Raw genomic sequence first — 26,390 nt, forward strand, 5'->3', positions numbered from 1 at the left:
ACTTCTATGCTGCGCGGCATGGTGATGACCGTCAACTTGGAGGGCTTGTTCAATGACCTTTACTGCGATGTTTTCCGCTGCCTTGCCGATTGGTATCGGTGCCACGATGGTGATGGACTTGTGGGGGCTGCTGCTTAAACGGATGGGTGTCGCCACGCTGAACTTCGCCATGGTCGGGCGTTGGGCGGGGCATTTGCTGCACGGGCGTGTGCGGCACCAGGCGATTGCCAAGGCGGAACCGGTGCGGCATGAGCTGGCGTTGGGGTGGGGGATTCATTACGCCATCGGCGTGCTGTTCGCGATGCTGCTGGTCATGATCGTGGGGGAGGGCTGGTTGCTGGCACCTACATTGTTGCCTGCGCTGGTTGTTGGTGTGGTGACGGTCGTGGCGCCTTTGTGCTTCATGCAGCCGGCGATGGGCGCGGGGTTCTTTGCGTCGAGGACGCCGACGCCTGCGCGCAACTGCTTGAAGAGCCTGGCCACGCATTCTGTGTTTGGCGTTGGGATGTTCTTGAGTGCGGGTTTGGTTGCGGCTGTGTGAGAGCGACATTCCTCAAGACGAGCAATCGGTAGCAGGAATGCGATCTGCTTTCAGGATGCTTCCTACAACGGTCAGGGCAATTTCCCGCTTTTTCTGTAGGAGGTGTCGAAATATCCTACGCACTCTGTCGACTCCCGTCTGATTGTCCCGGGAATCACCGCCCACTAGGCTTTTGCGGTCGCTGTCGGTTCAGCGATCGGGTGTGGAAGCCTGGGGTGTGGTGGCTGTCGTCATGACAGTTGTACGTGGGAGGCCTCCGGCCTGCCGGGCTCACCATACCCCTGGTCTTCCACCCCGCGTACAACTGTCGCCCTACGTGTGGAAGCGAAAGGGTGTTCTCAGCCCGGTATGGTGAACCCATGAAAAAACTAGTCCCCGATCCACCCCACGTTTTCGAGCTTCCCCAAGGTAAATCCCTTTCCCGCGCCATCAGCGAAGGCATCGTGCCGATGGAGTTCGCGTTGATGAATGTCACCCACTACCTGATGTTTGCCTATAGCGACAGCCGGCGTGCGCTGGAGCGTATCCAGGACGAGGAGACGCGGCAGTTGCTGGAGCACGGGTTGCGGGCCATGCAGATTGCCTGGGGGCAGGCGGATGCTGTGGCACTGGCAGTTGAGCGTAGAAGCCAGTGAAGTCGGCCTTGGAGTAAGTAGAGATAGCAGGGATATCAATTAACCCTGTGGGAGCGGGTTGACCCGCGAAGAACGCGACGCGATGGATGGCACCGGCTTTGCCGGTGTTCGCGGGTGAACCCGCTCCCACAGCGGGTGTGCAATTTTCGGGCGGGTTTGTCTTTCATCAGGTATGCGTGGCTCAGGGGCGAGCCACAGACATGGGTTCTTGGTTGCCCGTCCCCCCATACCGCTGCACAATCCGCTCGATCTCCCCCGACTGCTTCATTCGCACCAGCGCCCGCAGCAGCCCTTGGGTCGGTATCGACGGGTCATTGCGTACCATGCACCCCAGGTCCTGTTCTTCCAGTACTGCCAGCGCCTGCAATTGCTGTTCGGTGGGCAGGCCCTGGTTGAACCACTGCAACGACAGCTGGTTGCTTACCGCATGCCGATAGCGCCCGGCTTGCAGCTTCTGCAGTACCAGCAACTGGCTGCGGCTGTCCTCGCGGTGCAGGCGACCCTGGGCGAGCAGCGGTTGCAAGGTCGAATAGGTGTAGCCAAGCACCGTACCGATGGCCTGGGCAGGCAATTGCTCCGGGGGCAGCGGAGTACTATTGCCAGCGCGTCCTACCAGCAGGTCTCGCTGGTGCAGCAGTGGAATGCTCCAGACAAAATCCCCTGGCCGGTCATTGAACCACTGGGTGCTGACATAGCAGCGCACATCGATATCACCGCTGTTCATCGCCTCCTGCAGGCGCAGGCGGGCCATGACGTGGTATTCAGGGCGGATGCCCACTCCCTTGGCCAAGGCCTGCATCAGGTCGTACAGCATGCCTTCCACCGGCTGGTCGCCTTCGATGCGCACCAGCGGCATGCTCCAGCTCTCGGCGACAGAAAAACGCACCACGGGCTGTTCAGCCTGGTTGTAGGTGCTCCACAGCAGCAACAGGGCCAGCAGTCTTCGCAAAGGCGATCCTCCCTGGATGGCGCGCCAGTTTCAAAGCTTAGACGACTTGCGCAGGGTGCAATTTTGCCCCCGCTCCGCTAGCATTAGCGATCTTCCGCTCGATCAGGCTGCGATGGTTTTTCGATGAGTTATCAGGTTCTTGCACGTAAATGGCGTCCGCGCTCGTTCCGCGAAATGGTCGGCCAGACCCATGTGCTCAAGGCCTTGATCAATGCCTTGGACAACCAGCGCCTGCACCATGCCTATCTGTTCACTGGTACCCGGGGTGTGGGCAAGACGACCATTGCCCGTATCATCGCCAAGTGCCTGAACTGCGAAACCGGCATCACCTCAACGCCCTGCGGTACCTGTTCGGTGTGCCGGGAGATCGACGAAGGCCGTTTCGTCGACCTGATCGAGATCGACGCCGCCAGCCGCACCAAGGTCGAGGACACCCGCGAACTGCTCGATAACGTGCAGTACGCGCCGAGCCGTGGGCGCTTCAAGGTCTACCTGATCGACGAAGTGCACATGCTCTCGACTCACTCGTTCAACGCCTTGCTCAAGACGCTGGAAGAGCCACCGCCCTACGTCAAGTTCATCCTCGCCACCACTGACCCGCAGAAACTGCCGGCCACCATCCTGTCGCGCTGTCTGCAGTTCTCGCTGAAGAACATGAGCCCGGAGCGGGTGGTCGAGCACCTCAGCCATGTTCTGGCCGCCGAGAACGTGCCGTTCGAGCCGGATGCCCTGTGGCTGCTGGGGCGCGCGGCCGATGGTTCGATGCGCGACGCCATGAGCCTGACCGACCAGGCCATCGCCTTTGGCGAAGGCAAGGTACTGGCCGCCGATGTGCGGGCCATGCTCGGCAGCCTTGATCATGGCCAAGTCTACGGGGTGCTGCAGGCGCTGCTCGAAGGCGATGCCCGGGCCTTGCTCGAGGCCGTGCGCAACCTGGCCGAGCAGGGGCCGGACTGGGCTGGCGTGCTGGCCGAGATGCTCAATGTGCTGCACCGCGTGGCCATTGCCCAGGCGCTGCCGGAAGCGGTGGACAATGGCCAGGGCGACCGTGAGCGGGTGCTGGCGCTGGCCTCGGCATTGCCAGCCGAGGACGTGCAGTTCTATTACCAGATGGGCCTGATCGGCCGCCGTGACCTGCCACTTGCGCCGGACCCGCGCGGCGGCTTCGAAATGGTCCTGCTGCGCATGCTGGCGTTCCGCCCCGCTGACACCGACGACGCGCCGAAGCCGGTACTAAAGCCAGTGGGGATCAGCCAGGCCACAGCTGATCCTGCAACACCGGTGGCAGCGCCGGCGGTTGCCGTGGCGCCGCCGGCCGCTGCTGTCGTGGCGCCTGTTGCACCGGTTGCCGAGCAGCAAGTGCAGGCGCCCGCACCGGTCGAGCCAGCGCCACAGCCGGTTGTCGAGCCTGTGGTGGCAGCTGAGCCTGCCCCGGTCAGTGAACCTGAGCCAGCACCAGAACCCGTGGCAGAGGTGGTTGACCTGCCATGGGAAGAGCCCGCGCCAACGCCCGCACCGGTAGTGGCCGAGCCTGCGCCGGCTCCTGCACCGGCCGCTGCGCCCACGCCGGCACCTGCCGCCCCGGCGCACGATGACGAGCCACCCTTCGACCCGTCCGCCTATGCCGCCGTGGGCATGGATCGCGACGACGAACCGCCCCTGGACGAGGACTATTACGGCGGCGAAAGCGACCCGGTCGGCTTCAGCTACCTGGACGAACTGGCCGAACACGTCCAGGAAGAAGCACCCAAGCCGGCAGCCGAACCGCTGCCCGCAGCCAAGCCGGCCACCGGCCTGGCCCTGCAATGGCTGGAATTATTCCCACAGTTGCCTGTATCCGGGATGACAGGCAACATCGCGGCAAACTGTACGTTGATTGCCGTCGATGGCGACGACTGGCTGCTGCACCTGGACCCTGGCCAGGGTGCGCTGTTCAACGCCACCCAGCAACGGCGCCTTAACGAAGCGCTCAACCAGCACCTGGGGCGCACGCTGAACCTGCGCATCGAGCTGATCCTGCCCGAGCAGGAAACCCCGGCCCAGGCGGCGGCGCGCAAACGCGCCGAGCGCCAGCAGGACGCAGTCACCTCGATCGAGCAGGATCCGTTGATCCAGCAGATGATCAAGTTGTTCGGCGCCAAGGTGCGGCAGGATACTATTGAGCCTGTAGAAGCCCTGGTTAATCAGGGCCAGTAACGGATAACCATGCGGCCGGCCCGGTGCCGGGCCGCATCACATGACCCAATCGAGGTATACCCCCATGATGAAAGGTGGCATGGCCGGCCTGATGAAGCAGGCCCAGCAGATGCAGGAAAAGATGCAGAAGATGCAGGAAGAGCTGGCCAACGCCGAAGTCACCGGCCAGTCCGGTGGTGGCCTGGTGAGCGTGGTGATGACCGGTCGTCACGACGTCAAGCGTGTCAGCATCGACCAGAGCCTGATGTCGACTGATGAAGACGACAAGGAAGTGCTGGAAGACCTGATCGCTGCGGCACTGAACGACGCGGTGCGCAAGGTCGAGCAGAACAGCCAGGACAAGATGGGCAGCATGACCGCCGGCATGCAGCTGCCGCCGGGCTTCAAGATGCCGTTCTAAGGGCATTTGCGTTACCGAAAACCGCCGCTGATACCAGCGGCGGTTTTTTGTGCGTTCCTGCAGCCTGCGCGGTCTTTGTAGGAGCGGCCTTGTGTCGCGAAAGGGCTGCGCAGCAGCCCCGGCAATCCATGCTGAGAAGCTGATAACCTGGGGCCGCTTCGCGCCCCATCGCGACACAAGGCCGCTCCTACAGGGACCGCGCAAGCCTTGCGATGTGCGCATGGCTGATTTGACGCCACTGCCCCCGCTGGGTATAAACCGCCTCTTATTGATTTGTCAGGCCTTTCCCATGAGCTTCAGCCCACTCATCCGCCAACTGATCGACGCCCTGCGTATTCTCCCGGGTGTTGGCCAGAAAACCGCCCAGCGCATGGCCCTGCAACTGCTCGAGCGTGACCGTAGCGGTGGCCTGCGCCTGGCACAGGCCTTGACCCAGGCCATGGAAGGGGTTGGGCATTGCCGTCAGTGCCGTACCCTGACCGAGCAGGAGCTGTGCCCGCAATGCGCCGACACGCGCCGTGACGATACCCAGTTGTGTGTGGTCGAAGGGCCGACCGATGTGTATGCAGTGGAGCAGACCGGCTACCGTGGTCGCTACTTCGTGCTCAAGGGCCACTTGTCGCCGCTGGACGGGCTGGGGCCCGAGGCGATCGGGATTCCGCAGCTGATGGCGCGGATTGAGGAGCAGGGCACCTTCACCGAGGTGATCCTGGCAACCAACCCGACGGTGGAAGGGGAGGCGACGGCGCATTACATTGCCCAGTTGCTGAGCGAGAAGGGCCTGGTGGCGTCGCGGATTGCCCATGGCGTGCCGCTGGGTGGCGAGCTGGAGTTGGTGGATGGTGGAACCTTGGCCCATGCGTTTGCAGGGCGTCGGCCGATTTCGCTCTGATTCAGAATTGTTGGGGCCGCTTTGCGCCCCATTCGCGGCACAAGGCCGCTCCTACAGGGGCCGCGTAATTTTCGGATATTTCGCGATCCCTGTAGGAGCGGCCTTGTGCCGCGAATGGGCTGCAAAGCAGCCCCAAAACCCAACTCAGTACTCGCTAAGAGAAAACTCGGTCAGGCAGAAAGTCGGTACCCCGGCCGCCTGCAGCCGGCGCGACCCGTCCAGCTCCGGCAGATCGATGATCGCCGCCGCCTCGAACACCTGCGCACCGGTCCGGCGCACCAGGTTGGCCGCTGCCAGCAGCGTACCGCCCGTAGCAATCAGGTCATCGAAGATCAACACCGAATCCCCTTCGCACAGGCTGTCGGCATGCACTTCCAGGAAGGCTTCGCCGTACTCGGTCTGGTAACCCTCGCTCAGCACATCAGCCGGCAGCTTGCCTTGCTTGCGGAACAGGATCAGCGGCTTGTTCAGTTGGTGTGCGATGATCGAGCCGATCAGGAAGCCCCGGGCATCCATGGCACCGATGTGGCTGAACTCGGCTTCGACGTAGCGCTCGATGAACTGGTCGGCTACATAGCGCAGCCCGCGCGGCGACTGGAACAGCGGGGTGATATCGCGGAAGATCACGCCCGGTTTGGGGAAGTCCACTACCGGGCGGATCAGGGCTTTGAGGTCGAAGGCGTCGCTGTGCATTGTTGCGGGTATCCTGGGAAAACGAATGCCCAAGTATACCCGCTAAACGCCGGCCTCAGGCCTCCATTGCTCCACCGGCCAGCGCGCACAGCTGGATCGGGTCGAGAATGTGCACTTCCTTGCCTTCGGCACGGATCAGGCCATTCTGCTGGAAGCGGGTGAACACCCGTGACACGGTTTCCACCGCCAGGCCCAGGTAGTTGCCGATTTCGTTGCGCGACATGCTCAGGCGGAACTGGTTGGCCGAATAGCCGCGGGCGCGGAAGCGTGCCGACAGGTTGACCAGGAAGGTGGCAATACGCTCGTCGGCGGTCTTTTTCGACAGCAGCAGCATCATCTGCTGGTCGTCGCGGATTTCCCGGCTCATTACCCGCATCAGTTGGCGGCGTAGCTGCGGTAGCTGCACCGACAGCTCGTCGAGGCGTTCGAACGGGATTTCGCACACCGAGGTAGTTTCCTGGGCCTGGGCCGACACCGGGTAGGCTTCGGTGTCCATGCCCGACAGGCCGACCAGCTCGCTGGGCAGGTGGAAGCCGGTGATCTGCTCTTCGCCGCTGTCGCTGAGGCTGAAGGTTTTCAGCGCGCCGGAACGTACCGCGTAGACCGAGCCGAAATTGTCGCCCTGGCGGAACAGAAACTCGCCTTTTTTCAACGGCCGCCCACGTTTGACGATTTCATCCAGTGCATCCATGTCTTCCAGGTTGAGCGACAGAGGCAGGCACAGGGGGGCCAGGCTGCAGTCCTTGCAATGGGCCTGGTTGTGTGGGCGCAGTTTGACTGGCTCGGACATTTTCATTCGATCCTTGTGGGAAAGCACACATAAGACGTAAGGGTAACTCACGGCATAGGTTGTAGGCCAGCGTGCGCTGTTGTGGTGCGAGCTGGCCCGGCCCCGGCGGGTGTGCGCCGGGGCCTTCGCTGTGCCCATGGTGTGCCTGGCAAGGAACTTTGTCCATGCGGTTGAACGACTCGGTTCAGATCACCCGCGAGAAGCGCTGGCGGTTGTGCATCGCCAGGTAGGCGTCGAACACCATGCATACCGAGCGCGCCAGCAGGCGGCCGGCCGGCAGGATGCGGATGCCTTTGTCATCCAGGCGGATCAGGCCGTCGCGCTGCAAGGTCAGCAGTTCTGGCCAGAGGTCGTTGAAGTAGCCGCGAAAATCAATGGTGAATGCCTGTTCGATCGGCTCGAAATCGAGCTCGAAATGGCAGATCAGTTGCTGGATCACTGCACGGCGGATGCGGTCGTCGTGGTTGCACAGCAGGCCGCGCTGGGTGGCCAACTGGGCGTTGGACAGGCTGTCCTGGTAGGTGTTGAGGTCGCTGCTGTTCTGGCAGTACAGGTCGCCGATCTGGCTGATGGCCGACACGCCCAGGCCGATCAGGTCGCAGTGCCCATGGGTGGTGTAGCCCTGGAAGTTGCGCTGCAGGGTGCCTTCTTCCTGGGCGATGGCCAGCTCGTCGTCGGGCAGGGCGAAGTGGTCCATGCCGATGTAGCGGTAGCCGGCGGCGGTCAGCTGGTCGATGGTGGCGTGCAGCATCTCCAGCTTGGCGGCCGCGCTGGGCAGGTCATTGCTGTCGATGCGCCGTTGCGGCATGAAGCGTTCGGGCAGGTGGGCGTAGTTGAACACTGACAGGCGGTCGGGTTGCAGGCGGATCACTTCTTCGACAGTGCGGGCAAAGCCTTCCGGGGTTTGCTTGGGCAGGCCGTAGATCAGGTCGAGGTTGATCGAGCGGAACTGCAGGGTGCGCGCGGCTTCGATCAGGGTGCGGGTCTGCTCCAGGCTCTGCAGGCGGTTGACCGCGCGCTGCACGGCTGGGTCGAGGTCCTGCACGCCCAGGCTGACGCGGTTGAAGCCCAGTTCGCGGAGCAGGCCCATGGTCGACCAGTCGGCTTCGCGCGGGTCGATCTCGATGCCGTAGTCACCGGAGTCGTCGTCCAGCAGGTGGAAGTGCTGGCGCAGGGTGGCCATCAGCTGGCGCAGTTCCACATGGCTGAGGAAGGTTGGCGTGCCGCCGCCGAAGTGCAACTGCTCGACACGCTGCTTGGGATCGAGGTGGCAGGCGATCAGCTGGATTTCCTGCTCCAGGCGCTGCAGGTAGGGCGCAGCGCGGGCGCGGTCCTTGGTGATGACCTTGTTGCAGGCGCAGTAGTAGCAGATGTTGGCGCAGAACGGCACGTGCACGTACAGCGACAGCGGGCGCACGGCCCGACGGCTCTCGCGCAGGGCGTGGAGCAGGTCGAACGAACCCACTTCGCTGTGCAGTTGCACGGCGGTCGGGTAGGAGGTGTAGCGTGGCCCGGCCAGGTCGTAGCGGCGGATCAGGTCGGTATCCCAACGTAGGTCGTCGAGCATGAGGGTGGTCCCCGGAAAGAGCAGCAGTGCCCCGGAGTCTATGGCTGTCTGCAGGAACCGGTGTTGATTTGTATCAAGGGGAAACGGCGGTGCAAGCGGGGGCCGCCGTGCGGCCCAATCGCCGGCAAGCCAGCTCCCACAGGGGCCGTGCAAACCTCAAGCCTTGTGCAGTACCTGTGGGAGCTCGCTTGCTGGCGATTGGGCTGCACAGCGGCCCCCTCAATGCCCCATCAACCAATGCTGATGCGGCCCGGGCAGAGTCCATACCCCAAACAGCATTACCAGCACCCCGCCAGCCACCCGCACACTGCGCCGTTTCAACAACCGGTTTACTCGCTCAGCCGCCAGCCCCGTGGCCAGTAGCACCGGCCAGGTCCCCACGCCGAACGCCAGCATCAGCGCCGCGCTGTACCCGGCATTGCCCTGACTGGCCGCCCACAGCAGGGTGCTGTATACCAGGCCGCATGGTAGCCACCCCCATAGCGCCCCCAGCAACAACGCCCGAGGCACGCTGGACACCGGCAGCAAGCGCGACGCCGCTGGCTGAATATGCCGCCACAGTCCCCGGCCCAGCGCCTCGATGCGGGTCAGCCCGCTCCACCAGCCTGCCAGGTACAGCCCCATGGCGATCAACAGCAGCGCCGCCACCACCCGCAGTGCCAGCGCCGCCGGGCTGCTGGCCACGGCCCAGCCGGCCAGGCCCAGCAGCAGGCCGGCACAGGCATAACTGAGAATGCGGCCAAGGTTGTACGCGAGCAGCAGGCGCATGCGCCGCCCACGTTGTTCAGGCGGGATGGCAAGGGTCAGCGCGCCCATCAGGCCGCCGCACATGCCCAGGCAGTGGCCGCCGCCGAGCAAACCGAGGATCAACGCCGAGCCCAGCAGGGGCAGCAGGTCAGGCACGGGGCGGGTTTTCCTTGTCGGTGTCGGCCTTGCTGTCGTCAGGTTTCACCGCCGCCTGATGGCGCGGGTCCTGGTCGTCGAACAGGATGCTGTGGGCAGGGCTTTCCAGGTCGTCGTACTGGCCGCTGTCCACCGCCCAGAAGAAGATGTACACGGCCACGCCGACCAGCAGCAGGGCCGCCGGGATCATGACATAGAGGGCGGGCATGGCGACTTCCTCCCAGGCAGGGGCGCTTCGGTCGATGGCAAACCCGATGCCGGGGGCAGGCGGGTCAGGCGCAGGGCATTGAGCACCACGATCAGCGAACTGACCGACATGCCGATGGCTGCCCATACCGGGGTGATCCAGCCGAGCGCGGCGAACGGCAACATCAGGCCATTATACAGGGTCGCCCACAGCAGGTTCTCGAGGATGTTGCGGCGGGTGCGGCGGGCCAGTTCGAAGGCCTGTACCAGCGCCTGCAGGCGGTTGGACAGCAGCACGGCGTCGGCGCTGGTCTTGGCCAGGTCGGTGGCGCTGCCCATGGCGATGCTGATGTCCGCGGCGGCCAGTACCGGCACGTCGTTGACCCCGTCACCCAGCATCAGCACCTTGCGCCCGGCCGCCTGCAGCGCCTTCAGCCGGTCCAGTTTGTCGTCCGGGCGCAGCCCGCCGATGGCCTGGTCGATGCCCAGCTGCGCGGCCACTTCGGCAACCATCGGCGAGCTGTCGCCCGACAGCAGCAGCGTGCGCCAGCCACGGGCCTTGCAGGCCGCCAGCAGGGCAGGGGCATCGTCGCGTAGGCGGTCGTCCAGGCCGAACCAGGCCAGCGGGCCCTGGCGGTCGCCCAGCAGCAGCCACTGGCCGCGCGGCTCTGGCACTCCGGGGATTTCCGCGCCGCTCAGGGCGCAGACGAAGGTGGCCTGGCCAATGCGCAGGCGCTGGCCGTCGACCAACCCTTCCAGGCCCAGGCCCGGCACGGTCTGCACCTCGTCAGCAGGCGTGGCGGTGCGGCCGAATGCACGGGCGATGGGGTGTTCGGAGCGGTTCTCCAGCGCTGCGGCCAGGGCCAGGCAGCGGTCGGCCGGCAGGCTGCCGAGCGGTCGAATGCTGCGCAAGGTCAGGCGGCCTTCGGTCAGCGTGCCGGTCTTGTCGAAAATCACCGTGTCGATCTGGTTCAGGCCTTCCAGCACATGGCCACGGGTCACCAGCAGGCCGAGCTTGTGCAACGTGCCAGTGGCTGCGGTAAGCGCCGTTGGCGTGGCCAGGGACAGCGCGCAGGGGCAGGTCGCTACCAGCATGGCCAGCACGATCCAGAACGCCCGCGCCGGGTCCAGGTGCCACCACCACAGGCCGATGGCCGCGGCGGCCAACAGCGAGAACAGCAGGAACCACTGCGAGGCCCGGTCGGCGATTTCGGCCAGGCGTGGTTTTTCGGTCTGGGCGCGTTCCAGCAGGCGGACGATGGCCGACAACCGCGAGTCGTGGCCGAGGGCTTCGACTTCCACGTTCAGGGTGCTTTCGACGTTCAGGGTACCGCCGGTGACCCGCTCGCCGACCCGCCGTGGTTGCGGCAGGTATTCACCGGTCAGCAACGATTCATCGACGCTGGAGCGGCCTTCGACGATGCGCCCGTCGGCGGGGATTACCGCGCCTGGCAGCACCTGCACTGTGTCACCGCGCTGCAGTTCGCTGAGCAGGATGCGTTCGCTGCGGCCGACGGCGTCCAGGCGCAGGCACGAGGCCGGCAGCAGGTTGACCAGCTGCGCGGTGGCCGCGGCGGTGCGTTCGCGGGCGCGGCGCTCCAGGTAACGGCCAGTGAGCAGGAACAGCGCGAACATGCCCACGGTGTCGAAATACAGCTCGCCGCTGCCGGTGATGGCGGTCCAGATACCGGCGCCGAACGCCAGGCCAATGGCCAGCGACACCGAAACGTCCATGGTCAGGTGGCGGGTACGCAGGTCGCGTGCCGCGCCTTTGAAGAACGGTGCGCAGCTGTAGAACACGATGGGGATGGTGAGAAACAGCGCCACCCAGCGCAGAATGGTGTGCAGCTCGGGCGACAGGTCGATGTTGAATTCCGGCCAGGTGGCCATGGTTGCCATCATCGCCTGGAACCACAGCAGCCCGGCCACGCCCAGGCGGCGCAGGGCGCTGCGGTTCTCGCGGGCCAGTTGCTCGGCGGCCTGGTCGGGCTGATAGGGGTGGGCGGCGTAGCCGATCTGGCGCAGCTCTGCGAGCAGGCGCGAGAGCGGCAGTTGCTTGTCATCCCAGTTCAGCAGCAGGCGATGGTTGGACAGGTTCAGGCGCGCCTCGGCGACGCCGGGCAGGTTGCGCAGGTGCTTTTCGATCAGCCAGCCGCAGGCGGCGCAGCTGATGCCTTCGACCAGCAGGGTGGTCTCGGCCAGGTCGCCAGCATGGCGAACGAAGGTTTGCTGAACGTCGCTGCGGTCGTAGAGGGCCAGTTCGTCCTGTAGCTGCCTGGGCAGGGCCTCGGGGTTGGCGCAGTTGTCGCTGCGGTGCTGGTAGTAGTGTTCCAGGCCACCGGCGACGATCGACTCGGCCACTGCCTGGCAGCCGGGGCAGCAGAACTGCCGGGACTCACCGAGGACCACGGCGTTGAAGCGGCTGCCGGCGGGGACGGGCATTGCGCAGTGGTAGCAGGGGGTGGGCTGGGTCATCACATCATTGCCTTAAACAAATCGGCTGGGTTGGGCACGGCACCTGTGGGAGCGGGTTTACCCGCGAATGCGTCAGATCAGGCAATGATGTTTTCAGGTTTGACGCATTCGCGGGTAAACCCGCTCCTACAAGGAGCGGCGGAGGTGCGATTATTGGTGCTCGGCACCTTGCAGTGCTTCATCACCCAGCTGCAAGGTCACACCATGCTCGACCTTTTCTTCCTCGAACAAGCGCCAAACCTGGCCACCTTCGCTACCCAGCAGCTCAACGAAGCGCCGCCCGTCAACCTTGTCCTCCAGCTGCCCCACATAGCGCCCAGCCTCGACCCGGCTCAACAGCACCTTGCGGTCTTTCTCCGGCTGGGTTGGCGAGATCAGGTTCAGCTCCAGGCTCTGCGGGTCGCTGTTGCCGGCCAGGCGCACGTCCACTTCGCCGGTCAGCTCGTCCAGGTGCACGCCGGCCTTCAGGCCCAGCATCTGCGCCAGCAGTTCTCGGTCCAGCGAGCGGTTGATGCCCTTGCCAGCCTCGTAGTAGTTGTCGTTCACCAGGTTGTCCGGGTTGTGCACGGCGATGCTGACCATGGTCAGGCTCAGGCACACCGAGGTGGCGAGAATGCCGATGATGATCCAGGGCCAGAGGTGCTTGTACCAGGGGCTGGCGGCGGTGGCAGGCATTGTGGGTTATCTCTCTTAGCGGATCTGTGGGCCGATGAAGCGGCTCTTGGCTTCAACCTGGGCGTCGCTGTCATCGGCGCTCTTGAGGATGAAGGTAATTTCGTTGGTGGTCGATGGCAGTTTCTCGGGCGCGATCGACAGCTGCACCGGCAGGCTGACGATATCACCAGCGTCCACGCGGATCTCGCGCTGGCCTTCAAGCTTCAGGTCCGGCAGGCCGGTGGCGTCCAGCACGTAGACGTGGTCACGCTGGTCCTTGTTCATCACCTTCAGGCTATACACGTTCTCGATCCGGCCCTGGGCGTTCTCGCGGTACAGCACGCGGTCCTTGCTGACGTCGAAACCGACCAGCGAACGGGTGGCGAAGGCGGTGGCCAGGCCGACCATCATCACCAGCAGTACCACGGCATAGCCGATCAGGCGCGGGCGCAGCATGTGGGTCTTCTGCCCGGACAGGTTGTGCTCGGTGGTGTAGCTGATCAGCCCCCTTGGGTAATTCATCTTGTCCATGATGTTGTCACAGGCATCGATGCACGCGGCGCAGCCGATGCACTCGATCTGCAGGCCGTCACGGATATCGATGCCGGTGGGGCAGACCTGCACGCACATGGTGCAGTCGATGCAGTCGCCCAGGCCGGCGGCCTTGTAGTCCAGGTCCTTTTTGCGCGGGCCGCGGGTTTCGCCACGACGCGGGTCGTAGGAAACTATCAGCGTGTCCTTGTCGAACATCACACTCTGGAAGCGCGCGTAGGGGCACATGTACACGCACACCTGCTCGCGCAGCCAGCCGGCGTTGCCGTAGGTGGCGAGGGTGAAGAAGCCGACCCAGAAGTAGGCCCAGCCGTCGGCCTGACCGGTAAAGAATTCGATGGCCAGTTCACGGATCGGCGAGAAATAGCCGACGAAGGTCATGCCGGTGACGAAACCGATCAGCAGCCACAGGCTGTGCTTGGCGAACTTGCGCAGGAACTTGTTGCCGCTCATGGGGGCTTTGTCGAGCTTCATGCGCTGGTTGCGGTCGCCCTCGGTGACCTTCTCGCACCACATGAAAATCCATGTCCACACGCTTTGCGGGCAGGTGTAGCCGCACCACACCCGGCCGGCGAACACGGTGATGAAGAACAGGCCGAAGGCGGCCACGATGAGGATGCCCGAAAGCAGGATGAAGTCTTGCGGCCAGATGGTGGCGCCGAAGATGTAGAACTTGCGCTCGGGCAGGTTCCACCACACGGCCTGGTGGCCACCCCAGTTCAACCACACCGTGCCGAAGTACAGCAGGAACAGCACAGCCCCGCCGACCATGCGCAGGCGCCGGAACAGGCCGGTGAAAGCGCGGGTGTAGATCTTTTCCCGGGAGGCGTAGAGGTCGACGGAATCCTTCCCTTTGTTGGCAGGCGGGGTGACGTCATGTACCGGAATTTGCTTGCTCATCATCAAGTCCCACGGCAGTGGAGAAGTGCCGCAGCCAGTGCATGCCGGCCGCAGTCTCGCGCAATCTGCTAGCGCTCTGCGGCCCATGATACGCCGCTGATGGCAGTATGGGGCTGCACTGCGACCTTTAGTCGCGTTGGGTTCGTGGTATGAATCGTGTTATGGCAGGTGTCAATTGATCCAGGTCATGGAGCCTGCAACAAATGTGTTTTCAGTACCGGCCTCTTCGCGGGTGAACCCGCTCCCACAGGGATCGCACAGATCCTGACGCGAGCGCAGTACCTGTGGGAGCGGGTTTACCCGCGAAGAGGCCAGGCCTGCTTACTCGGCCTTGGCCGGTGCCTGGTCCTGCTGCGACAGGCTATACACATAAGCCGCCAGCAAGTGCACCTTGTCATTCCCTTGCAGCTGCTCCTGGGCTGGCATCTGCCCCTGGCGACCGTAGCGGATGGTCTGTTGCAACTGGGCAAAGCTCGAGCCGTAGATGAACGCCTGCGGATGGGTCAGGTTCGGCGCGCCCATGGCTGGCGTGCCCTTGCCCTCGGGGCCGTGGCAGGCCACGCAGTTGGCGGCGAAGATCTTCTGACCGTTTTCGGCATCGGCTTTCACGCCCTCTGGCAGGGTGCGGCCATCGAGCTTGCTGACCACGAACGCAGCCACGTCGGCCACGCCCTGCTCGCCGATCACTTCGGCCCAGGCCGGCATCACGCCGTGGCGGCCGCCCATGATGGTTGCCTTGATGGTGTCCGGCTCGCCGCCCCAGCGCCAGTCGTTGTCGGTAAGATTGGGGAAACCATAGGCACCCTTGGCGTCGGAGCCGTGGCACACCGAGCAGTTGGAGGCGAACAGCCGCGCGCCCATCTTCAGGGCCTGCGGGTCCTTGGCCACCTCGGTGATGGGCATGGCGGCGAACTTGGCGAAGATCGGCCCGAAGCGGGCGTCGGCCTTGGCCATTTCCTTTTCCCACTCGTGCACGCCGGTCCAGCCCGGCTGGCCGTTGGAAAACTCGGTCTGCTTGTCGTTATCCAGGTATGAGTAGCCTGGCAGGACGCCTTTCCAGTTGCCCAGGCCCGGGTACAGCACCAGGTAGCCGAGGGCGAAGATGATGGTGCCGACGAACAGCCAGAACCACCATTTCGGCAGCGGGTTGTCGTACTCCTCGATGCCATCGAAGGCATGCCCGACGGTTTCGTCGGTGACCTCTTCGCGCTGGCCCTTGCGGGTCGACAGCAGCAGCCAGGTCAACGAGAAGATGGTGCCCAGGGTCAGGACGGTAACGTACAGACTCCAGAAGGTTGTCATTGTTTTTTGCTCCCAGAAGCTTTTGCGTGCTCTTGCTCGACGTGGCGGCAGGCCTCGGGGTCATCCGCGAAGGGCAGTTGGGTCGCTTCGTCGAAGTCCTTCTTGCGCCGTGGGTTGAACACCCACAGCGCCAGGCCCACGAAGGCCACCATCACCACGACGGTGCCCAGGCCGCGAATCATCCCGATATCCATCAGCGTCACCGTTTGCTCTTGATGATGGTGCCAAGACCCTGCAGGTACGCGACGATGGCGTCCATTTCGGTCTTGCCCTTGACCGCGTCGCGGGCCCCGGCGATGTCGGCGTCGGTGTATGGCACGCCGAGGGTGCGCAGCACTTCCATCTTCTTCGCGGTGTCCTTGCCGTCGAGCTTGTGCTCGACCAGCCACGGGTACGACGGCATCTTCGATTCCGGTACTACGTTGCGCGGGTTGTACAGGTGCGCACGGTGCCAGTCATCGGAGTAGCGGCCACCGACCCGCGCCAGGTCCGGCCCGGTACGCTTGGAGCCCCACAGGAACGGGTGGTCCCACACGCTCTCGCCGGCCACCGAGTAATGGCCGTAGCGCTCGGTTTCGGCACGGAACGGGCGGATCATCTGCGAGTGGCAGCCCACGCAGCCTTCGCGGATGTAGATATCGCGGCCTTCAAGCTCCAGCGCGGTGCGCGGCTTCATGCCTTCAACGGGTTTGTTGGTGACGTCCTGGAAAAACAGCGGGACGATCTGGGTCAGGCCACCGACGCTCACGGCGATGACCATGAAGAAGGCCAGCAGGCCTATGTTCTTCTCGACGGCTTCATGCTTCATCAGTGCGCTCCCACGACGACGATCTTGGCGGCTTCCTCAGCCTGTGCCGGGTTGGCGGCACGTACGGTACGGAACACGTTGTAGGCCATCAGCAGCATGCCGGTGGCGAAGAACGCACCGCCCAGGGCGCGGACGATATAGCCAGGGTGGCTGGCCTGCAGGGCTTCGACGAAGGAGTAGGTGAGGGTGCCGTCATCGTTGATGGCGCGCCACATCAGGCCCTGGGTGATGCCGTTTACCCACATCGAGGCGATGTACAGCACGGTACCGATGGTAGCCAGCCAGAAGTGCGCGTTGATCAGGCCGACGCTGTGCATCTGCTCGCGGCCATACAGGCGCGGGATCATGTGGTACACGGCGCCGATCGAGATCATCGCTACCCAGCCGAGGGCGCCGGCGTGAACGTGGCCGATGGTCCAGTCGGTGTAGTGCGACAGCGAGTTCACGGTCTTGATGGCCATCATCGGGCCTTCGAAGGTGGACATGCCGTAGAACGCCAGCGACACCACCAGGAAGCGCAGGATCGGGTCGGTGCGCAGTTTGTGCCAGGCACCGGACAGGGTCATCATGCCGTTGATCATGCCGCCCCAGCTTGGCGCCAGCAGGATGATCGACATCACCATGCCCAGCGACTGCGCCCAGTCTGGCAGGGCGGTGTAGTGCAGGTGGTGCGGGCCGGCCCAGATGTACAGGGTGATCAGTGCCCAGAAGTGCACGATAGACAGACGATACGAGTAGATCGGGCGTTCGGCCTGCTTCGGTACGAAGTAGTACATCATCCCCAGGAAGCCGGTGGTGAGGAAGAAGCCCACGGCGTTGTGGCCGTACCACCACTGGATCATCGCGTCGGTGGCGCCGGAGTAGGCCGAGTACGACTTGAACAGGCTTACCGGCAGCGAGATGTGGTTGACGATGTGCAGCATCGCGGTAACCACGATGAAGGCGCCGTAGAACCAGTTGCCGACATAGATGTGCTTGGTCTTGCGCTTGACGATGGTGCCGAAGAACACCAACCCGTAGGTGACCCAGACGATGGCCAGCAGGATCGCCAGCGGCCACTCGAGCTCGGCGTACTCCTTGGTGGTGGTGTAGCCCATCGGCAGGGTGATCAGCGCCCCGACGATCACCGCCTGCCAACCCCAGAAGGTGAAGGCGGCCATGCTGTCGGAGATCAGCCGGGTCTGGCAGGTGCGCTGCACCACGTAGTAGCTGGTGCCGAACAGCGCACAGCCCCCGAAGGCGAAGATCACCAGGTTGGTGTGCAGCGGGCGCAGGCGGCCGAAGCTGGTCCAGGGCAGGTCCAGGTTCAGTTGCGGCCATACCAGCTGCGAGGCGATGAAGACGCCGAGGCCCATGCCAAGGATCCCCCAGACCACCGTCATGATGGCGAACTGGCGGACGACCTTATAGTTATAAGCAGTCGGACTGATTGCTGTGCTCATTGCTAAGGTTCCACGGTTTTGATGTTCTTGTTGGTCGAAAAATCGGCGCCAGTATTGATAACCACCGGGGTTACTGCAACGCAACTTTGGTACGCCGACCCGTGCCCGAGCCCGTTCACTGATGTCCCGCAGCGATCGGGTCTGGACGATTGTACACAAATAAATATTTGTAATGTGTACCGTTTTTCGCCTTTTTCTGATCGATCGGTCAAGCTTTTTATCGGGACGGCGACAGGCTACGCGCCGCGTCTGCTTCGGTCCTTTCGGAGCGAGGCCCACTGAGGCAACAAGCTTAGTTGTGTTCGGAGGGGGTGCAAGGAGGGGTAGAGCGAGGAGAGGGGCTGCTTTGCAGCCCGTTCGCAGCACAAGGCTGCTCCTACAGGGTGGCTTAATCTTGCGCGGTACCCTTGTAGGAGCAGCCTTGTGCTGCGAGTGGGCCGCAAAGCGGCCCTTGGGCGGTATTACTTGGCAGTCACGGTTTCAGCAGCACCATCCTGCGACAGGCTATACACATACGCCGCCAGCAGGTGCACCTTGTCGTTGCCCTGGATCTCCGCCTGCGCCGGCATCTGACCCTGGCGACCATAGCGAATGGTCTGCTGCAGCTGGGCAAAGCTCGAACCGTAGATGAACGCCTGCGGGTGAGTCAGGTCTGGTGCGCCCATGGCCGGGGTGCCTTTGCCTTCAGGTCCGTGGCAGGCCACGCAGTTGCTCGCAAAGATCTCCTTGCCCTTGGCGGCGTCAGCCTTGACCCCTTCCGGCAGGCTGCGGCCATCGAGGTTGGTGAGCACGAACGCGGCCACATCCGCCACGCCCTGCTCGCCGATCACTTCGGCCCAGGCCGGCATCACGCCGTGACGACCGTTCATGATCGACGCCTTGATGGTTTCCGCCTCGCCGCCCCAGCGCCAGTCCTTGTCGGTGAGGTTGGGGAAGCCATAGGCACCCTTGGCGTCCGAGCCGTGGCACACCGAGCAGTTGGAGGCGAACAGGCGGCTGCCCATCTTCAGTGCCTGCGGGTCCTTGGCCACTTCTTCCACGGGCATGGCGGCGTACTTGGCAAAGATCGGGCCGAATCTTGCGTCAGCCTTCTCCATCTCCTTCTGCCATTCGTTGGCGCCGGTCCAGCCATTTTCATAGCCCGGCAGGATGCCCTTCCAGTTGCCCAGGCCCGGGTAGAGGATCAGGTAGCCGACCGAGAACACCAGGGTGCCGACGAACAGCCAGAACCACCACTTGGGCAGCGGGTTGTCGTATTCCTCGATGCCGTCGAAGCTGTGGCCCATGGTCTGGTCGGTGGTGTTGTTGCTCTGGCCCTTGCGGGTGGCGAGCAGCAGCCAGGTCAGGCCAATCAGGCTACCGATGGTCAGTACGCAGATGTACGTACTCCAGAAGGTGGTCATTGCCCGTTACTCCTTTTTGCAGCAGGTTCCTGTCCGGCAGAGGGCAGGCGGTCGTCGACGAAGGGCAGCAGGCGCGCTTCGGCGAAATCACGGTCGCGGCGGCGGTTGAATACCCACAGGGTGAGGCCGATGAAGGCGATCATCACCACCAGTGTGCCCAGGCCGCGGATCATGCCGATGTCCATTCCCATCGCATTCACCTCTTGTTCTTGATCGCGGTGCCTAGCACCTGCAGGTAGGCGACCAGGGCATCCATTTCGGTCTTGCCCTTGACCGCGTCGCGGGCCCCGGCGATGTCATCGTCGGTGTACGGCACGCCCAGGGTGCGCAGGGTGCGCATCTTGGTGTCGGTATGGCTGTTGTCGACCTGCTGGGCGACCAGCCATGGGTACGACGGCATCTTCGACTCCGGTACCACGTTGCGCGGGTTGTACAGGTGCGCACGGTGCCAGTCGTCCGAGTAGCGGCCACCGACCCGGGCCAGGTCCGGCCCGGTGCGCTTGGAGCCCCACAGGAACGGATGGTCCCACACGCTTTCACCAGCCACCGAATAGTGGCCATAGCGCTCGGTTTCGGCACGGAACGGGCGGATCATCTGCGAATGGCAGCCCACGCAGCCTTCGCGGATGTAGATATCGCGGCCTTCCAGCTGCAGCGCGGTGTAGGGCTTCATGCCTTCCACCGGCTTGTTGGTGACGTCCTGGAAGAACAACGGGACGATCTGGGTCAGGCCGCCGATGCTGACGGCGAACACCATCAGCAGGGCCAGCAGGCCGACGTTTTTCTCGATGACTTCATGTTTCATCAGGCAGGTCTCCTCAAGCCAGCTGGGCGTTCGCAGGGGCGACATCGAGCGCCGGCGAACGCACGGTGCGCCAGGTGTTCCAGGCCATCAGGAACATGCCGCTGAGGAAGATCGCACCGCCGACGAAGCGCACGATGAAGCCTGGGTGGCTGGCCACCAGGGTTTCCACGAACGAGTAGGTGAGCGTGCCGTCGCTGTTGACCGCGCGCCACATCAGGCCCTGGGCGATGCCGTTGACCCACATCGAGGCGATGTACAGCACGGTGCCGATGGTGGCCAGCCAGAAGTGCGCGTTGATCAGGCCGATGCTGTACATGCGCTCCTTGCCGAACACTTTCGGGATGGTGTGGTACAGCGCGCCGATCGAGATCATCGCCACCCAGCCGAGGGCGCCGGCGTGCACGTGGCCGATGGTCCAGTCGGTGTAGTGGGACAGGGCGTTGACCGTCTTGATGGCCATCATCGGGCCTTCGAAGGTGGACATGCCGTAGAACGCCAGCGACACCACCAGGAAACGCAGGATCGGGTCGCTGCGCAGTTTGTGCCAGGCGCCGGACAGGGTCATCATGCCGTTGATCATGCCGCCCCAGCTTGGTGCCAGCAGGATCAGCGACATCACCATGCCCAACGACTGCGCCCAGTCGGGCAGGGCGGTGTAGTGCAGGTGGTGCGGGCCGGCCCAGATGTACAGGGTGATCAGCGCCCAGAAGTGCACGATCGACAGGCGATAGGAATACACCGGGCGTTCGGCCTGCTTGGGCACGTAGTAGTACATCATCCCCAGGAAGCCTGCGGTCAGGAAGAAGCCCACGGCGTTGTGGCCGTACCACCACTGCACCATGGCATCGGTGGCGCCGGCATAGACCGAGTAGGACTTGGTCAGGCTGACGGGCAGTTCCAGGTTGTTGACGACGTGCAGCATCGCCACGGTGAGGATGAAGCCGCCGAAGAACCAGTTACCGACGTAGATGTGCTTGGTGTTGCGCTTCATCAGCGTGCCGAAGAACACGATGGCGTAGCTCACCCAGACGATGGTGATCAGGATGTCGATCGGCCATTCCAGTTCGGCGTATTCCTTGGAGCTGGTGTAGCCCAGCGGCAGGCTGATGGCCGCCAGCAGGATCACCAGTTGCCAGCCCCAGAAGGTGAACGCGGCCAGGCCCGGTGCGAACAGGGTGGTCTGGCAGGTGCGTTGCACCGAATAATAGGAGGTGGCGAACAGCGCGCAGCCGCCGAAGGCGAAGATCACCGCATTGGTATGCAGGGGGCGCAGGCGGCCGAAGCTGGTCCAGGGGAGGTCGAAGTTGAGGGAGGGCCAGGCGAGCTGGGCGGCGATGAAGACGCCGAGCCCCATCCCGACGATTCCCCACACCACCGTCATGATGGCGAATTGGCGGACCACCTTGTAGTTATAGGCGGTACTGCTGGTTGTGTTCATGTATGGGTTCCCATCCACGGTTATTTGGCAGGCTTTACAGCGAGGCAAGCATGATTAATGGGCAAAGTGCCGGTATTGACGGGGATCAATGGGCGAAGGTCGGAAATGTCCCAGGCTTGCGCTGCGATCCCCCGCATGCTCGGGGCAAGGACGGCTACAAGGGCTGCCTGATCCTGGCCCATGGCGCAGGTGCGCCGATGGACAGCGGGTTCATGGACGAAATGGCGCAAAGGCTTGCGGCGCTTGGGGTAGCGGTAGTGCGCTTCGAGTTCCCGTACATGGCCGAGCGCAGGGTTGCCGGCGGCAAGCGGCCGCCGAACCCGCAGAAGGTGTTGCTGGAATGCTGGCGCGAGGTGTACCGGCAGGTGCGACCTTTGGTCGCGGGCAAGCTGGCGGTGGGTGGCAAGTCCATGGGCGGGCGCATGGCCAGCCTGCTGGCCGATGAACTGGAAGCGGATGCACTGGTGTGTCTGGGCTATCCGTTCTATGCAGTGGGCAAACCGGAAAAGCCACGGGTCGAACACCTGGCCGAATTGAAGACGCCGACGTTGATCGTGCAGGGCGAGCGGGATGCACTGGGTAACCGCGAGGCGGTGGCAGGGTATGCGTTATCGCCGGCGATCGAGGTGAGCTGGCTGGTGGCGGGGGACCATGACCTGAAGCCGCTGAAGGCCTCGGGGTTCAGTCATGAGCAGCACTTGCAGGCGGCGGCTGAGAAGGTTGCGGCATTCCTGTCGCAATAGTGCTGGATTCTTCGCGTGCTTGCCCGCTCCCACAGGTTCACTACAGGTCTGAAACTTGTGCAGCACGTGTGGGAGCGGGTTTACCCGCGAAGTGGCCGGACCAGGCTGACGCTTAGTCGCGGTACTCGCACAGGTAGGCGGTATCCACCTTCACCTGCAGCTGGAACTTGCTGTCAGCCGGCACGTTGAACTTGTCGCCCGCCTTGAAGGTTTCCCAGTTGTCGCTACCTGGCAGCTTCACGGTCAGCGCACCCGAAACCACGTGCATGATTTCGCGCTTGGCAGTGCCGAATTCGTATTCGCCCGGGGCCATCACACCGACAGTGGCCGGGCCTTCTTCGCCCGCGAATGCGATCGACTTGACGGTGCCGTTGAAGTACTCGTTGACCTGGAACATGGGCGACTCCTGAAAGGGGGGATGAAAAAGGGCTGGCCAGTATGCCCAAGCCCACCGGCCCCGTCATCTGCTTTCAGGTAGCGTCTGTCGGCAGGCTCAACGGCAGCAGCCGCGCGGTATTGCGTGCATCTTCCAGGGCCCGGTGCTGCTGCCCGCAAAAGTGCATGCCGGCCAGCTGCAGTGCACCATTCAGGCCAGCGGGGCGCTGCAGGTGGCGGGCCTTGGCGAAGCGTTGCTTGAGGTTGATGTGCGGCAGGGTCCGCAGCAGGCTGTCCAGCCCATGCTGCTGCCACTCCTGGTGCAACTGCTGGCGGTCGTAGTCGCCCCAGCTGACCCAGGCCTGAAGCTGCCCGCGGTGGTGCCCGAGCCAGCGCTCGAAGCTTGCCCATACCTCGCGGAACGACGCGGCACTGTCCACGCTGGCCTGGCTGATGTGGGTCAGCTCACGGCAGAACGGGGTCAGCTGCGGCCGCCGCCGAGGCTTCACGAAGCGCTGGAAGTGGTCGACCTCGCGGCCATCGCGGGTAACCAGGCTTGCGCCGATTTCAATGACTTCCATCTCTGTGACCGGCCACCCACCATCGTCGGTGGTGGCTTCCAGGTCGATCACCAACCAGTGGCCCATACCAGGCTCCCTTGCAGATCCTGCTAGAGCGTAGCGAAACTCCGGGCATCCGGCATCCCCTGGCAGTTTGCCCGCAGCTTTGGCGCAAAGTGCCACTAACCGGCAGTTGTGTCCGGCCCGGAAAACGCCTAGCTTAGGCGGACCCCGGCATGAACCGTGATGAGTGTCCGTCTTGACTCCAGCGACCGGCCTGAAGGCCCTGTCTTCCCTGATGCTGCTAGCCGTGTTCTGGCTGGCGGCGCCGGCATGGGCTGCCGATGCCGTCGAGGTAAAGATTGGCGCTGCGCATTTCCCTCCGTACACGGTACGCCCGGAGCAGGGCGCCGACAGCGGCCTGCTGCGGCAGTTGGTCGACGCGCTCAATCGCGCGCAGCAGCGCTACCACTTCGTTGTGGTGCCCACCTCCATCCAGCGGCGTTTTGGTGACCTCCAGCAAGGCCGCACCGACATGGCCATTTTCGAGAACCCGGCATGGGGCTGGCAGCAGATTGCCCACCAGAGCGTGGACATGGGCCTGGAAGATGCCGAGGTGTTCGTCGCCCGCAAGGCCAATGGCCGTGACCCGCATTACTTCGACGACCTGCGCGGCAAGCGCCTGGCGCTGTTCAACGGCTACCACTATGCGTTCGCCGGCTTCAACTCCGACCCCGACTACCTGCGCAATGCCTACAACGCGACCCTGACGTATTCCCATGACAGCAACCTGCTGATGGTGCAGGCTGGCCGCGCCGACATCGCCCTGGTCACCCGTTCCTACCTCAGCGATTTCCTGAAGCGCAACCCGGCCAGCCAGGATCAGTTGGTGCCCTCGCAGCGCATTGACCAGGTCTACCACCACTACGCCTTGCTGCGCCCGGGGGCGCCGATCGGCGAGCAGTCGTTCGCGACGCTGCTGCGGGACCTGCGCGACAGTGGCGAGCTGGCGCGCATCTTCGAGCCATACCGCATCACGGTGGCGGCCCCGCGCGACTAAATTCCCGTGATGCGGCAACGTTCTCAGCAGTGAGCCTTTTCTTCATTGCCGCGAGTCTAGCCCATGCCGTTCGATGCCGCATCACAGCCCCAGTCAGCGCCACGCTGGCGCAGCCTCAGTGCCGAGGAGGGTGACAGCTGGCTGAGCCTGTCCCTCGAGGGCCGCACGTTGATCCAGTTGCGCCTGGAGATGGGTGCTACTCTGCATGTCCACCTCGAGCGGCTGTGCCCCGAGCGCCTCTATGTGGCCTTGTGGGCCGCCTGTTATTGGCTGCTGGCCCGCGATGCGGCCTGCCAGCGTCTTGCCTGGCACCTGCCCGAGCCGTTGCCTCAGGCATTGACCAGTGGCCTGCTGCTGGCCGGCGAGCAGCCTGGCCAATACCTGTGCGAGCGGGCGCTGTTCTGGCAGCTGCCACAGCCGTGGCTGGGCGAGTCGGCCAGCGTGGCCTACCCACAGCAGATGCAGATCAGCAACGGCAAGCGCCACCCACGCCGCGCGCCCAAGCCTCGTGGCGAGGTTTACCGGCGCTTCGATACGCGCCTGGGCAGTTGGGTATCGCTGCGTACCTTGGAGATCGAGCATGACCTGGAGCGCTTCAACCGCTGGCAGAACAACCCGCGGGTGGAGGCGTTCTGGCAGGAGGGTGGCACCCTTGCGCAGCATCGCGAATACCTGGGCAAGCTCGAGGCCGACCCGCATGCCCTGACGCTGATCGGTTGCTTCGATGACCAGCCGTTTGCCTACTTCGAGGCGTATTGGGCCAAGGAAGACCGCATTGCGCCGTTCTACCCGGCCGATGACTACGACCGTGGCATCCACATGCTGGTGGGGGAGGAGAGCCACCGCGGGCCGCACAAGGTGGCCAGCTGGCTATCGGCGCTGGTGCACTACCTGTTCCTGGATGACCCACGCACCCAGCGGGTGGTGGCCGAGCCGCGTGCCGACAACGGCAAGATGATCGGCTACATGCACGACCAGTGCTTCCATTGCGACAAGGAGTTCGACTTCCCGCACAAGCGTGCGGCGTTGATGATTCTGGGGCGGGAACGGTTTTTCGATAAGTGTAAATTGGCTTGAGTGCCAGGGGGCCGCTGTGCGGCCCTGTGGGAGCGGGTTTACCCGCGAAGAATGCGACATGGTGCATGGCACCGGCTATGCCGGTGTTCGCGGGTAAACCCGCTCCCACACGTGCCCTCAGCAACCTTGAAGGTTCAGGCCTGCCGACTGGCCGTCTTGCGGCAATGCACCAGCGCATCGCGGATCATGAAGTTGACCAGCGTCGGCGACACTCCCAGCTCCTTGGCAATGTCCTTCTGCGGCACGCCATGCAGGCGGTACATCTCGAAGGCATAGCGGGTGCGCTGGGGCAGTTCGTTCAGCGCCTCGGCAATGTCATCCAGCGCGGCAAGGTTGATGTGGGTGGCTTCGGGGGAGGCGTTTTGCACGACTACGTTAAGGCCTTCCTCCTCGCTGCCGGAGTACTTCAACTCCATCGCCTGCTTGCGATAGTGGTCGATGGCCAGGTTGCGCACGATCTGGAACAGGTAGCTCAGCTGCGCCTTGAACGACGATGTGATCTGCGGGGCGGCGCTGAGCCGGAAAAAGGCGTCCTGCACCACATCTTCGGCGCGCGATCGGCAGCCGGTAATGCGGGCAGCGATCTTGACCAGAATGCTGCGGTTGTCGACGAAGGCCTGCAGTAATGGTGAATCGCACTTACTTGTGGATAGTTGTTCCGCCATGGAAATCACCTTGTCACAGAGGGGAAAGGACGCACCCAAATTTGGGAAGCTTCCTACGACGGGCGACAAGCTATTCATAATGATAATGATTGTCAAATGCGAAATGTAATTGGTTTCATGTGGTTTCAGTTCTAAGGCGCAGAGATGGCTGGGTGCATGTCAGGGCATTTTCAGCGCCTGTGAGATCGAGCGCCGCGCGGGCGGCGCTCGGTCTCCCAGGTGCAACATCTCTCAAGGCAAACACCTGGCAACCCTCACACGCCCCCAAAGCCTCACCACCGCTAATTTCTCCCCCCGCCCATCCGTTCCCCTGTGTACACCTCAGGCCGCCACATGCCGCTGCGCTCACGTTCGCGCAGCAGCCGGCCCGACCCAACCA

General features: G+C 63.7%; 28 protein-coding genes. 8 read left to right on the forward strand and 20 right to left on the reverse strand.

Going from position 1 to position 26,390, the window contains the following annotated elements; all coding sequences use genetic code 11:
* Nucleotides 1–52 precede the first annotated feature (52 nt).
* Together CAG18_RS04125 and CAG18_RS04130 are read left to right on the forward strand one after the other, a co-directional pair.
* On the forward strand, nt 53–541 hold the full coding sequence (locus tag CAG18_RS04125) for a DUF2938 domain-containing protein (protein WP_061304283.1): 489 nt from the start codon (nt 53–55) through the stop codon (nt 539–541).
* Nucleotides 542–900: 359 nt separating this feature from the next.
* Entirely contained in the window at nt 901–1,176 is a 276-nt protein-coding gene (locus tag CAG18_RS04130; protein ID WP_013973508.1) for a hypothetical protein, read from the forward strand.
* 181 nt (nt 1,177–1,357) lie between these two features.
* On the opposite strand, the gene CAG18_RS04140 is transcribed toward CAG18_RS04130, so the two are convergent.
* Nucleotides 1,358–2,125, reverse strand: coding sequence for an ABC transporter substrate-binding protein (locus CAG18_RS04140; protein WP_054572350.1), 768 nt, complete (start codon nt 2,123–2,125; stop codon nt 1,358–1,360).
* 123 nt (nt 2,126–2,248) lie between these two features.
* On the opposite strand from CAG18_RS04140, the gene dnaX reads away from it, so the two are divergent.
* The 3 genes from dnaX (at nt 2,249) to recR (ending at nt 5,613) form a co-directional block, all read left to right on the forward strand.
* Nucleotides 2,249–4,321: a DNA polymerase III subunit gamma/tau gene (gene dnaX / locus CAG18_RS04145; RefSeq protein ID WP_085720440.1), complete on the forward strand. Its 2,073-nt coding sequence runs from the start codon at nt 2,249–2,251 to the stop codon at nt 4,319–4,321.
* A 64-nt stretch (nt 4,322–4,385) separates the two neighbouring features.
* Nucleotides 4,386–4,721: a YbaB/EbfC family nucleoid-associated protein gene (locus CAG18_RS04150; protein WP_003259671.1), complete on the forward strand. Its 336-nt coding sequence runs from the start codon at nt 4,386–4,388 to the stop codon at nt 4,719–4,721.
* 289 nt (nt 4,722–5,010) lie between these two features.
* On the forward strand, nt 5,011–5,613 hold the full coding sequence (gene recR, locus CAG18_RS04155; RefSeq protein WP_003259670.1) for a recombination mediator RecR: 603 nt from the start codon (nt 5,011–5,013) through the stop codon (nt 5,611–5,613).
* A 144-nt stretch (nt 5,614–5,757) separates the two neighbouring features.
* Here the strand turns inward: recR and CAG18_RS04160 are convergent, their stop codons facing one another.
* The 16 genes from CAG18_RS04160 to ccoN (CAG18_RS04240) all read right to left on the reverse strand — a co-directional run bounded on the left by CAG18_RS04160 (nt 5,758) and on the right by ccoN (CAG18_RS04240) (nt 21,531).
* Complete coding sequence (locus tag CAG18_RS04160) at nt 5,758–6,306, reverse strand: adenine phosphoribosyltransferase (protein ID WP_009683910.1); 549 nt, start codon at nt 6,304–6,306, stop codon at nt 5,758–5,760.
* Between the two features lie 55 nt (nt 6,307–6,361).
* Complete coding sequence (gene fnrA, locus CAG18_RS04165; protein ID WP_015271145.1) at nt 6,362–7,096, reverse strand: Crp/Fnr family transcriptional regulator FnrA; 735 nt, start codon at nt 7,094–7,096, stop codon at nt 6,362–6,364.
* 184 nt (nt 7,097–7,280) lie between these two features.
* Nucleotides 7,281–8,663 carry an oxygen-independent coproporphyrinogen III oxidase gene (gene hemN, locus CAG18_RS04170; RefSeq protein WP_015271144.1) on the reverse strand — a complete coding sequence of 461 codons (1,383 nt, stop codon included), beginning with the start codon at nt 8,661–8,663 and terminating at the stop codon, nt 7,281–7,283.
* A 219-nt stretch (nt 8,664–8,882) separates the two neighbouring features.
* The gene (locus CAG18_RS04175) at nt 8,883–9,566 is read right to left on the reverse strand and encodes a sulfite exporter TauE/SafE family protein (protein WP_085720441.1); all 684 of its coding nucleotides are present in this window, start codon (nt 9,564–9,566) and stop codon (nt 8,883–8,885) included.
* Nucleotides 9,559–9,774, reverse strand: coding sequence for a cbb3-type cytochrome oxidase assembly protein CcoS (ccoS, locus tag CAG18_RS04180; protein ID WP_013973501.1), 216 nt, complete (start codon nt 9,772–9,774; stop codon nt 9,559–9,561). Before ccoS ends, CAG18_RS04175 begins: the two co-directional genes overlap by 8 nt.
* A complete protein-coding gene (locus CAG18_RS04185) occupies nt 9,753–12,227 on the reverse strand; it encodes a heavy metal translocating P-type ATPase (RefSeq protein WP_085720442.1) in 2,475 nt (824 codons plus the stop codon). The genes ccoS and CAG18_RS04185 overlap by 22 nt, the downstream gene beginning before the upstream one ends.
* 150 nt (nt 12,228–12,377) lie before the next feature.
* On the reverse strand, nt 12,378–12,902 hold the full coding sequence (locus CAG18_RS04190) for a FixH family protein (protein WP_085720443.1): 525 nt from the start codon (nt 12,900–12,902) through the stop codon (nt 12,378–12,380).
* A gap of 15 nt (nt 12,903–12,917) precedes the next feature.
* Complete coding sequence (ccoG, locus tag CAG18_RS04195; protein WP_015271140.1) at nt 12,918–14,333, reverse strand: cytochrome c oxidase accessory protein CcoG; 1,416 nt, start codon at nt 14,331–14,333, stop codon at nt 12,918–12,920.
* A 321-nt stretch (nt 14,334–14,654) separates the two neighbouring features.
* The gene (gene ccoP / locus CAG18_RS04200) at nt 14,655–15,635 is read right to left on the reverse strand and encodes a cytochrome-c oxidase, cbb3-type subunit III (RefSeq protein ID WP_015271139.1); all 981 of its coding nucleotides are present in this window, start codon (nt 15,633–15,635) and stop codon (nt 14,655–14,657) included.
* Nucleotides 15,632–15,829 carry a CcoQ/FixQ family Cbb3-type cytochrome c oxidase assembly chaperone gene (locus tag CAG18_RS04205; RefSeq protein WP_015271138.1) on the reverse strand — a complete coding sequence of 66 codons (198 nt, stop codon included), beginning with the start codon at nt 15,827–15,829 and terminating at the stop codon, nt 15,632–15,634. The genes ccoP (CAG18_RS04200) and CAG18_RS04205 overlap by 4 nt, the downstream gene beginning before the upstream one ends.
* A 5-nt stretch (nt 15,830–15,834) precedes the next feature.
* Complete coding sequence (gene ccoO, locus CAG18_RS04210; protein WP_013973496.1) at nt 15,835–16,443, reverse strand: cytochrome-c oxidase, cbb3-type subunit II; 609 nt, start codon at nt 16,441–16,443, stop codon at nt 15,835–15,837.
* Nucleotides 16,443–17,885, reverse strand: a complete 1,443-nt coding sequence (ccoN, locus tag CAG18_RS04215; protein WP_015271137.1) for a cytochrome-c oxidase, cbb3-type subunit I — start codon at nt 17,883–17,885, stop codon at nt 16,443–16,445. Before ccoN (CAG18_RS04215) ends, ccoO (CAG18_RS04210) begins: the two co-directional genes overlap by 1 nt.
* Before the next feature lie 461 nt (nt 17,886–18,346).
* Nucleotides 18,347–19,288: a cytochrome-c oxidase, cbb3-type subunit III gene (gene ccoP / locus CAG18_RS04225; RefSeq protein ID WP_085720444.1), complete on the reverse strand. Its 942-nt coding sequence runs from the start codon at nt 19,286–19,288 to the stop codon at nt 18,347–18,349.
* Nucleotides 19,285–19,479: a cbb3-type cytochrome c oxidase subunit 3 gene (locus tag CAG18_RS04230; protein ID WP_023661030.1), complete on the reverse strand. Its 195-nt coding sequence runs from the start codon at nt 19,477–19,479 to the stop codon at nt 19,285–19,287. Before CAG18_RS04230 ends, ccoP (CAG18_RS04225) begins: the two co-directional genes overlap by 4 nt.
* A gap of 5 nt (nt 19,480–19,484) precedes the next feature.
* Entirely contained in the window at nt 19,485–20,093 is a 609-nt protein-coding gene (ccoO, locus tag CAG18_RS04235; RefSeq protein ID WP_013973492.1) for a cytochrome-c oxidase, cbb3-type subunit II, read from the reverse strand.
* Between the two features lie 13 nt (nt 20,094–20,106).
* Complete coding sequence (ccoN, locus tag CAG18_RS04240) at nt 20,107–21,531, reverse strand: cytochrome-c oxidase, cbb3-type subunit I (protein WP_013973491.1); 1,425 nt, start codon at nt 21,529–21,531, stop codon at nt 20,107–20,109.
* Nucleotides 21,532–21,581: 50 nt separating this feature from the next.
* Between ccoN (CAG18_RS04240) and CAG18_RS04245 the strand changes: the two genes are divergently transcribed.
* Entirely contained in the window at nt 21,582–22,274 is a 693-nt protein-coding gene (locus tag CAG18_RS04245; protein ID WP_085720445.1) for an alpha/beta family hydrolase, read from the forward strand.
* 112 nt (nt 22,275–22,386) lie between these two features.
* On the opposite strand, the gene CAG18_RS04250 is transcribed toward CAG18_RS04245, so the two are convergent.
* Both CAG18_RS04250 and CAG18_RS04255 read right to left on the reverse strand, forming a co-directional pair.
* The gene (locus CAG18_RS04250) at nt 22,387–22,671 is read right to left on the reverse strand and encodes a pyrimidine/purine nucleoside phosphorylase (RefSeq protein WP_003259920.1); all 285 of its coding nucleotides are present in this window, start codon (nt 22,669–22,671) and stop codon (nt 22,387–22,389) included.
* Nucleotides 22,672–22,744: 73 nt separating this feature from the next.
* Complete coding sequence (locus tag CAG18_RS04255) at nt 22,745–23,296, reverse strand: exonuclease domain-containing protein (protein ID WP_085720446.1); 552 nt, start codon at nt 23,294–23,296, stop codon at nt 22,745–22,747.
* Nucleotides 23,297–23,468: 172 nt separating this feature from the next.
* Between CAG18_RS04255 and CAG18_RS04260 the strand changes: the two genes are divergently transcribed.
* Nucleotides 23,469–24,269, forward strand: a complete 801-nt coding sequence (locus CAG18_RS04260; protein WP_085720447.1) for an ABC transporter substrate-binding protein — start codon at nt 23,469–23,471, stop codon at nt 24,267–24,269.
* 63 nt (nt 24,270–24,332) lie between these two features.
* A complete protein-coding gene (locus tag CAG18_RS04265; protein ID WP_085720448.1) occupies nt 24,333–25,346 on the forward strand; it encodes a GNAT family N-acetyltransferase in 1,014 nt (337 codons plus the stop codon).
* A 134-nt stretch (nt 25,347–25,480) separates the two neighbouring features.
* Here the strand turns inward: CAG18_RS04265 and CAG18_RS04275 are convergent, their stop codons facing one another.
* Nucleotides 25,481–26,011: an RNA polymerase factor sigma-70 gene (locus CAG18_RS04275; protein WP_015271130.1), complete on the reverse strand. Its 531-nt coding sequence runs from the start codon at nt 26,009–26,011 to the stop codon at nt 25,481–25,483.
* Nucleotides 26,012–26,390: the final 379 nt, after the last annotated feature.

The sequence above is a fragment of the Pseudomonas sp. B22(2017) genome (genome assembly GCF_002113105.1).
Taxonomy (GTDB): Bacteria; Pseudomonadota; Gammaproteobacteria; order Pseudomonadales; family Pseudomonadaceae; genus Aquipseudomonas; species Aquipseudomonas asiatica.

What these genes read in the sequence shown, in the direction of transcription:
- ccoN (WP_015271137.1), bottom strand. Translation starts at nt 17,885, where the DNA reads ATGAGCACAGCAATCAGTCCGACTGCTTATAACTATAAGGTCGTCCGC.
- hemN (WP_015271144.1), bottom strand. Translation starts at nt 8,663, where the DNA reads ATGCTCGACGACCTACGTTGGGATACCGACCTGATCCGCCGCTACGAC.
- fnrA (WP_015271145.1), bottom strand. Translation starts at nt 7,096, where the DNA reads ATGTCCGAGCCAGTCAAACTGCGCCCACACAACCAGGCCCATTGCAAG.
- ccoS (WP_013973501.1), bottom strand. Translation starts at nt 9,774, where the DNA reads ATGCCCGCCCTCTATGTCATGATCCCGGCGGCCCTGCTGCTGGTCGGC.
- CAG18_RS04160 (WP_009683910.1), bottom strand. Translation starts at nt 6,306, where the DNA reads ATGCACAGCGACGCCTTCGACCTCAAAGCCCTGATCCGCCCGGTAGTG.
- ccoP (WP_085720444.1), bottom strand. Translation starts at nt 19,288, where the DNA reads ATGACCACCTTCTGGAGTACGTACATCTGCGTACTGACCATCGGTAGC.
- CAG18_RS04255 (WP_085720446.1), bottom strand. Translation starts at nt 23,296, where the DNA reads ATGGGCCACTGGTTGGTGATCGACCTGGAAGCCACCACCGACGATGGT.
- dnaX (WP_085720440.1), top strand. Translation starts at nt 2,249, where the DNA reads ATGAGTTATCAGGTTCTTGCACGTAAATGGCGTCCGCGCTCGTTCCGC.
- CAG18_RS04245 (WP_085720445.1), top strand. Translation starts at nt 21,582, where the DNA reads ATGATTAATGGGCAAAGTGCCGGTATTGACGGGGATCAATGGGCGAAG.
- CAG18_RS04125 (WP_061304283.1), top strand. Translation starts at nt 53, where the DNA reads ATGACCTTTACTGCGATGTTTTCCGCTGCCTTGCCGATTGGTATCGGT.
- ccoN (WP_013973491.1), bottom strand. Translation starts at nt 21,531, where the DNA reads ATGAACACAACCAGCAGTACCGCCTATAACTACAAGGTGGTCCGCCAA.
- ccoO (WP_013973492.1), bottom strand. Translation starts at nt 20,093, where the DNA reads ATGAAACATGAAGTCATCGAGAAAAACGTCGGCCTGCTGGCCCTGCTG.
- CAG18_RS04250 (WP_003259920.1), bottom strand. Translation starts at nt 22,671, where the DNA reads ATGTTCCAGGTCAACGAGTACTTCAACGGCACCGTCAAGTCGATCGCA.
- CAG18_RS04275 (WP_015271130.1), bottom strand. Translation starts at nt 26,011, where the DNA reads ATGGCGGAACAACTATCCACAAGTAAGTGCGATTCACCATTACTGCAG.
- CAG18_RS04150 (WP_003259671.1), top strand. Translation starts at nt 4,386, where the DNA reads ATGATGAAAGGTGGCATGGCCGGCCTGATGAAGCAGGCCCAGCAGATG.
- CAG18_RS04185 (WP_085720442.1), bottom strand. Translation starts at nt 12,227, where the DNA reads ATGACCCAGCCCACCCCCTGCTACCACTGCGCAATGCCCGTCCCCGCC.
- ccoP (WP_015271139.1), bottom strand. Translation starts at nt 15,635, where the DNA reads ATGACAACCTTCTGGAGTCTGTACGTTACCGTCCTGACCCTGGGCACC.
- CAG18_RS04130 (WP_013973508.1), top strand. Translation starts at nt 901, where the DNA reads ATGAAAAAACTAGTCCCCGATCCACCCCACGTTTTCGAGCTTCCCCAA.
- CAG18_RS04230 (WP_023661030.1), bottom strand. Translation starts at nt 19,479, where the DNA reads ATGGGAATGGACATCGGCATGATCCGCGGCCTGGGCACACTGGTGGTG.
- CAG18_RS04205 (WP_015271138.1), bottom strand. Translation starts at nt 15,829, where the DNA reads ATGGATATCGGGATGATTCGCGGCCTGGGCACCGTCGTGGTGATGGTG.
- ccoO (WP_013973496.1), bottom strand. Translation starts at nt 16,443, where the DNA reads ATGAAGCATGAAGCCGTCGAGAAGAACATAGGCCTGCTGGCCTTCTTC.
- ccoG (WP_015271140.1), bottom strand. Translation starts at nt 14,333, where the DNA reads ATGAGCAAGCAAATTCCGGTACATGACGTCACCCCGCCTGCCAACAAA.
- CAG18_RS04190 (WP_085720443.1), bottom strand. Translation starts at nt 12,902, where the DNA reads ATGCCTGCCACCGCCGCCAGCCCCTGGTACAAGCACCTCTGGCCCTGG.
- recR (WP_003259670.1), top strand. Translation starts at nt 5,011, where the DNA reads ATGAGCTTCAGCCCACTCATCCGCCAACTGATCGACGCCCTGCGTATT.
- CAG18_RS04265 (WP_085720448.1), top strand. Translation starts at nt 24,333, where the DNA reads ATGCCGTTCGATGCCGCATCACAGCCCCAGTCAGCGCCACGCTGGCGC.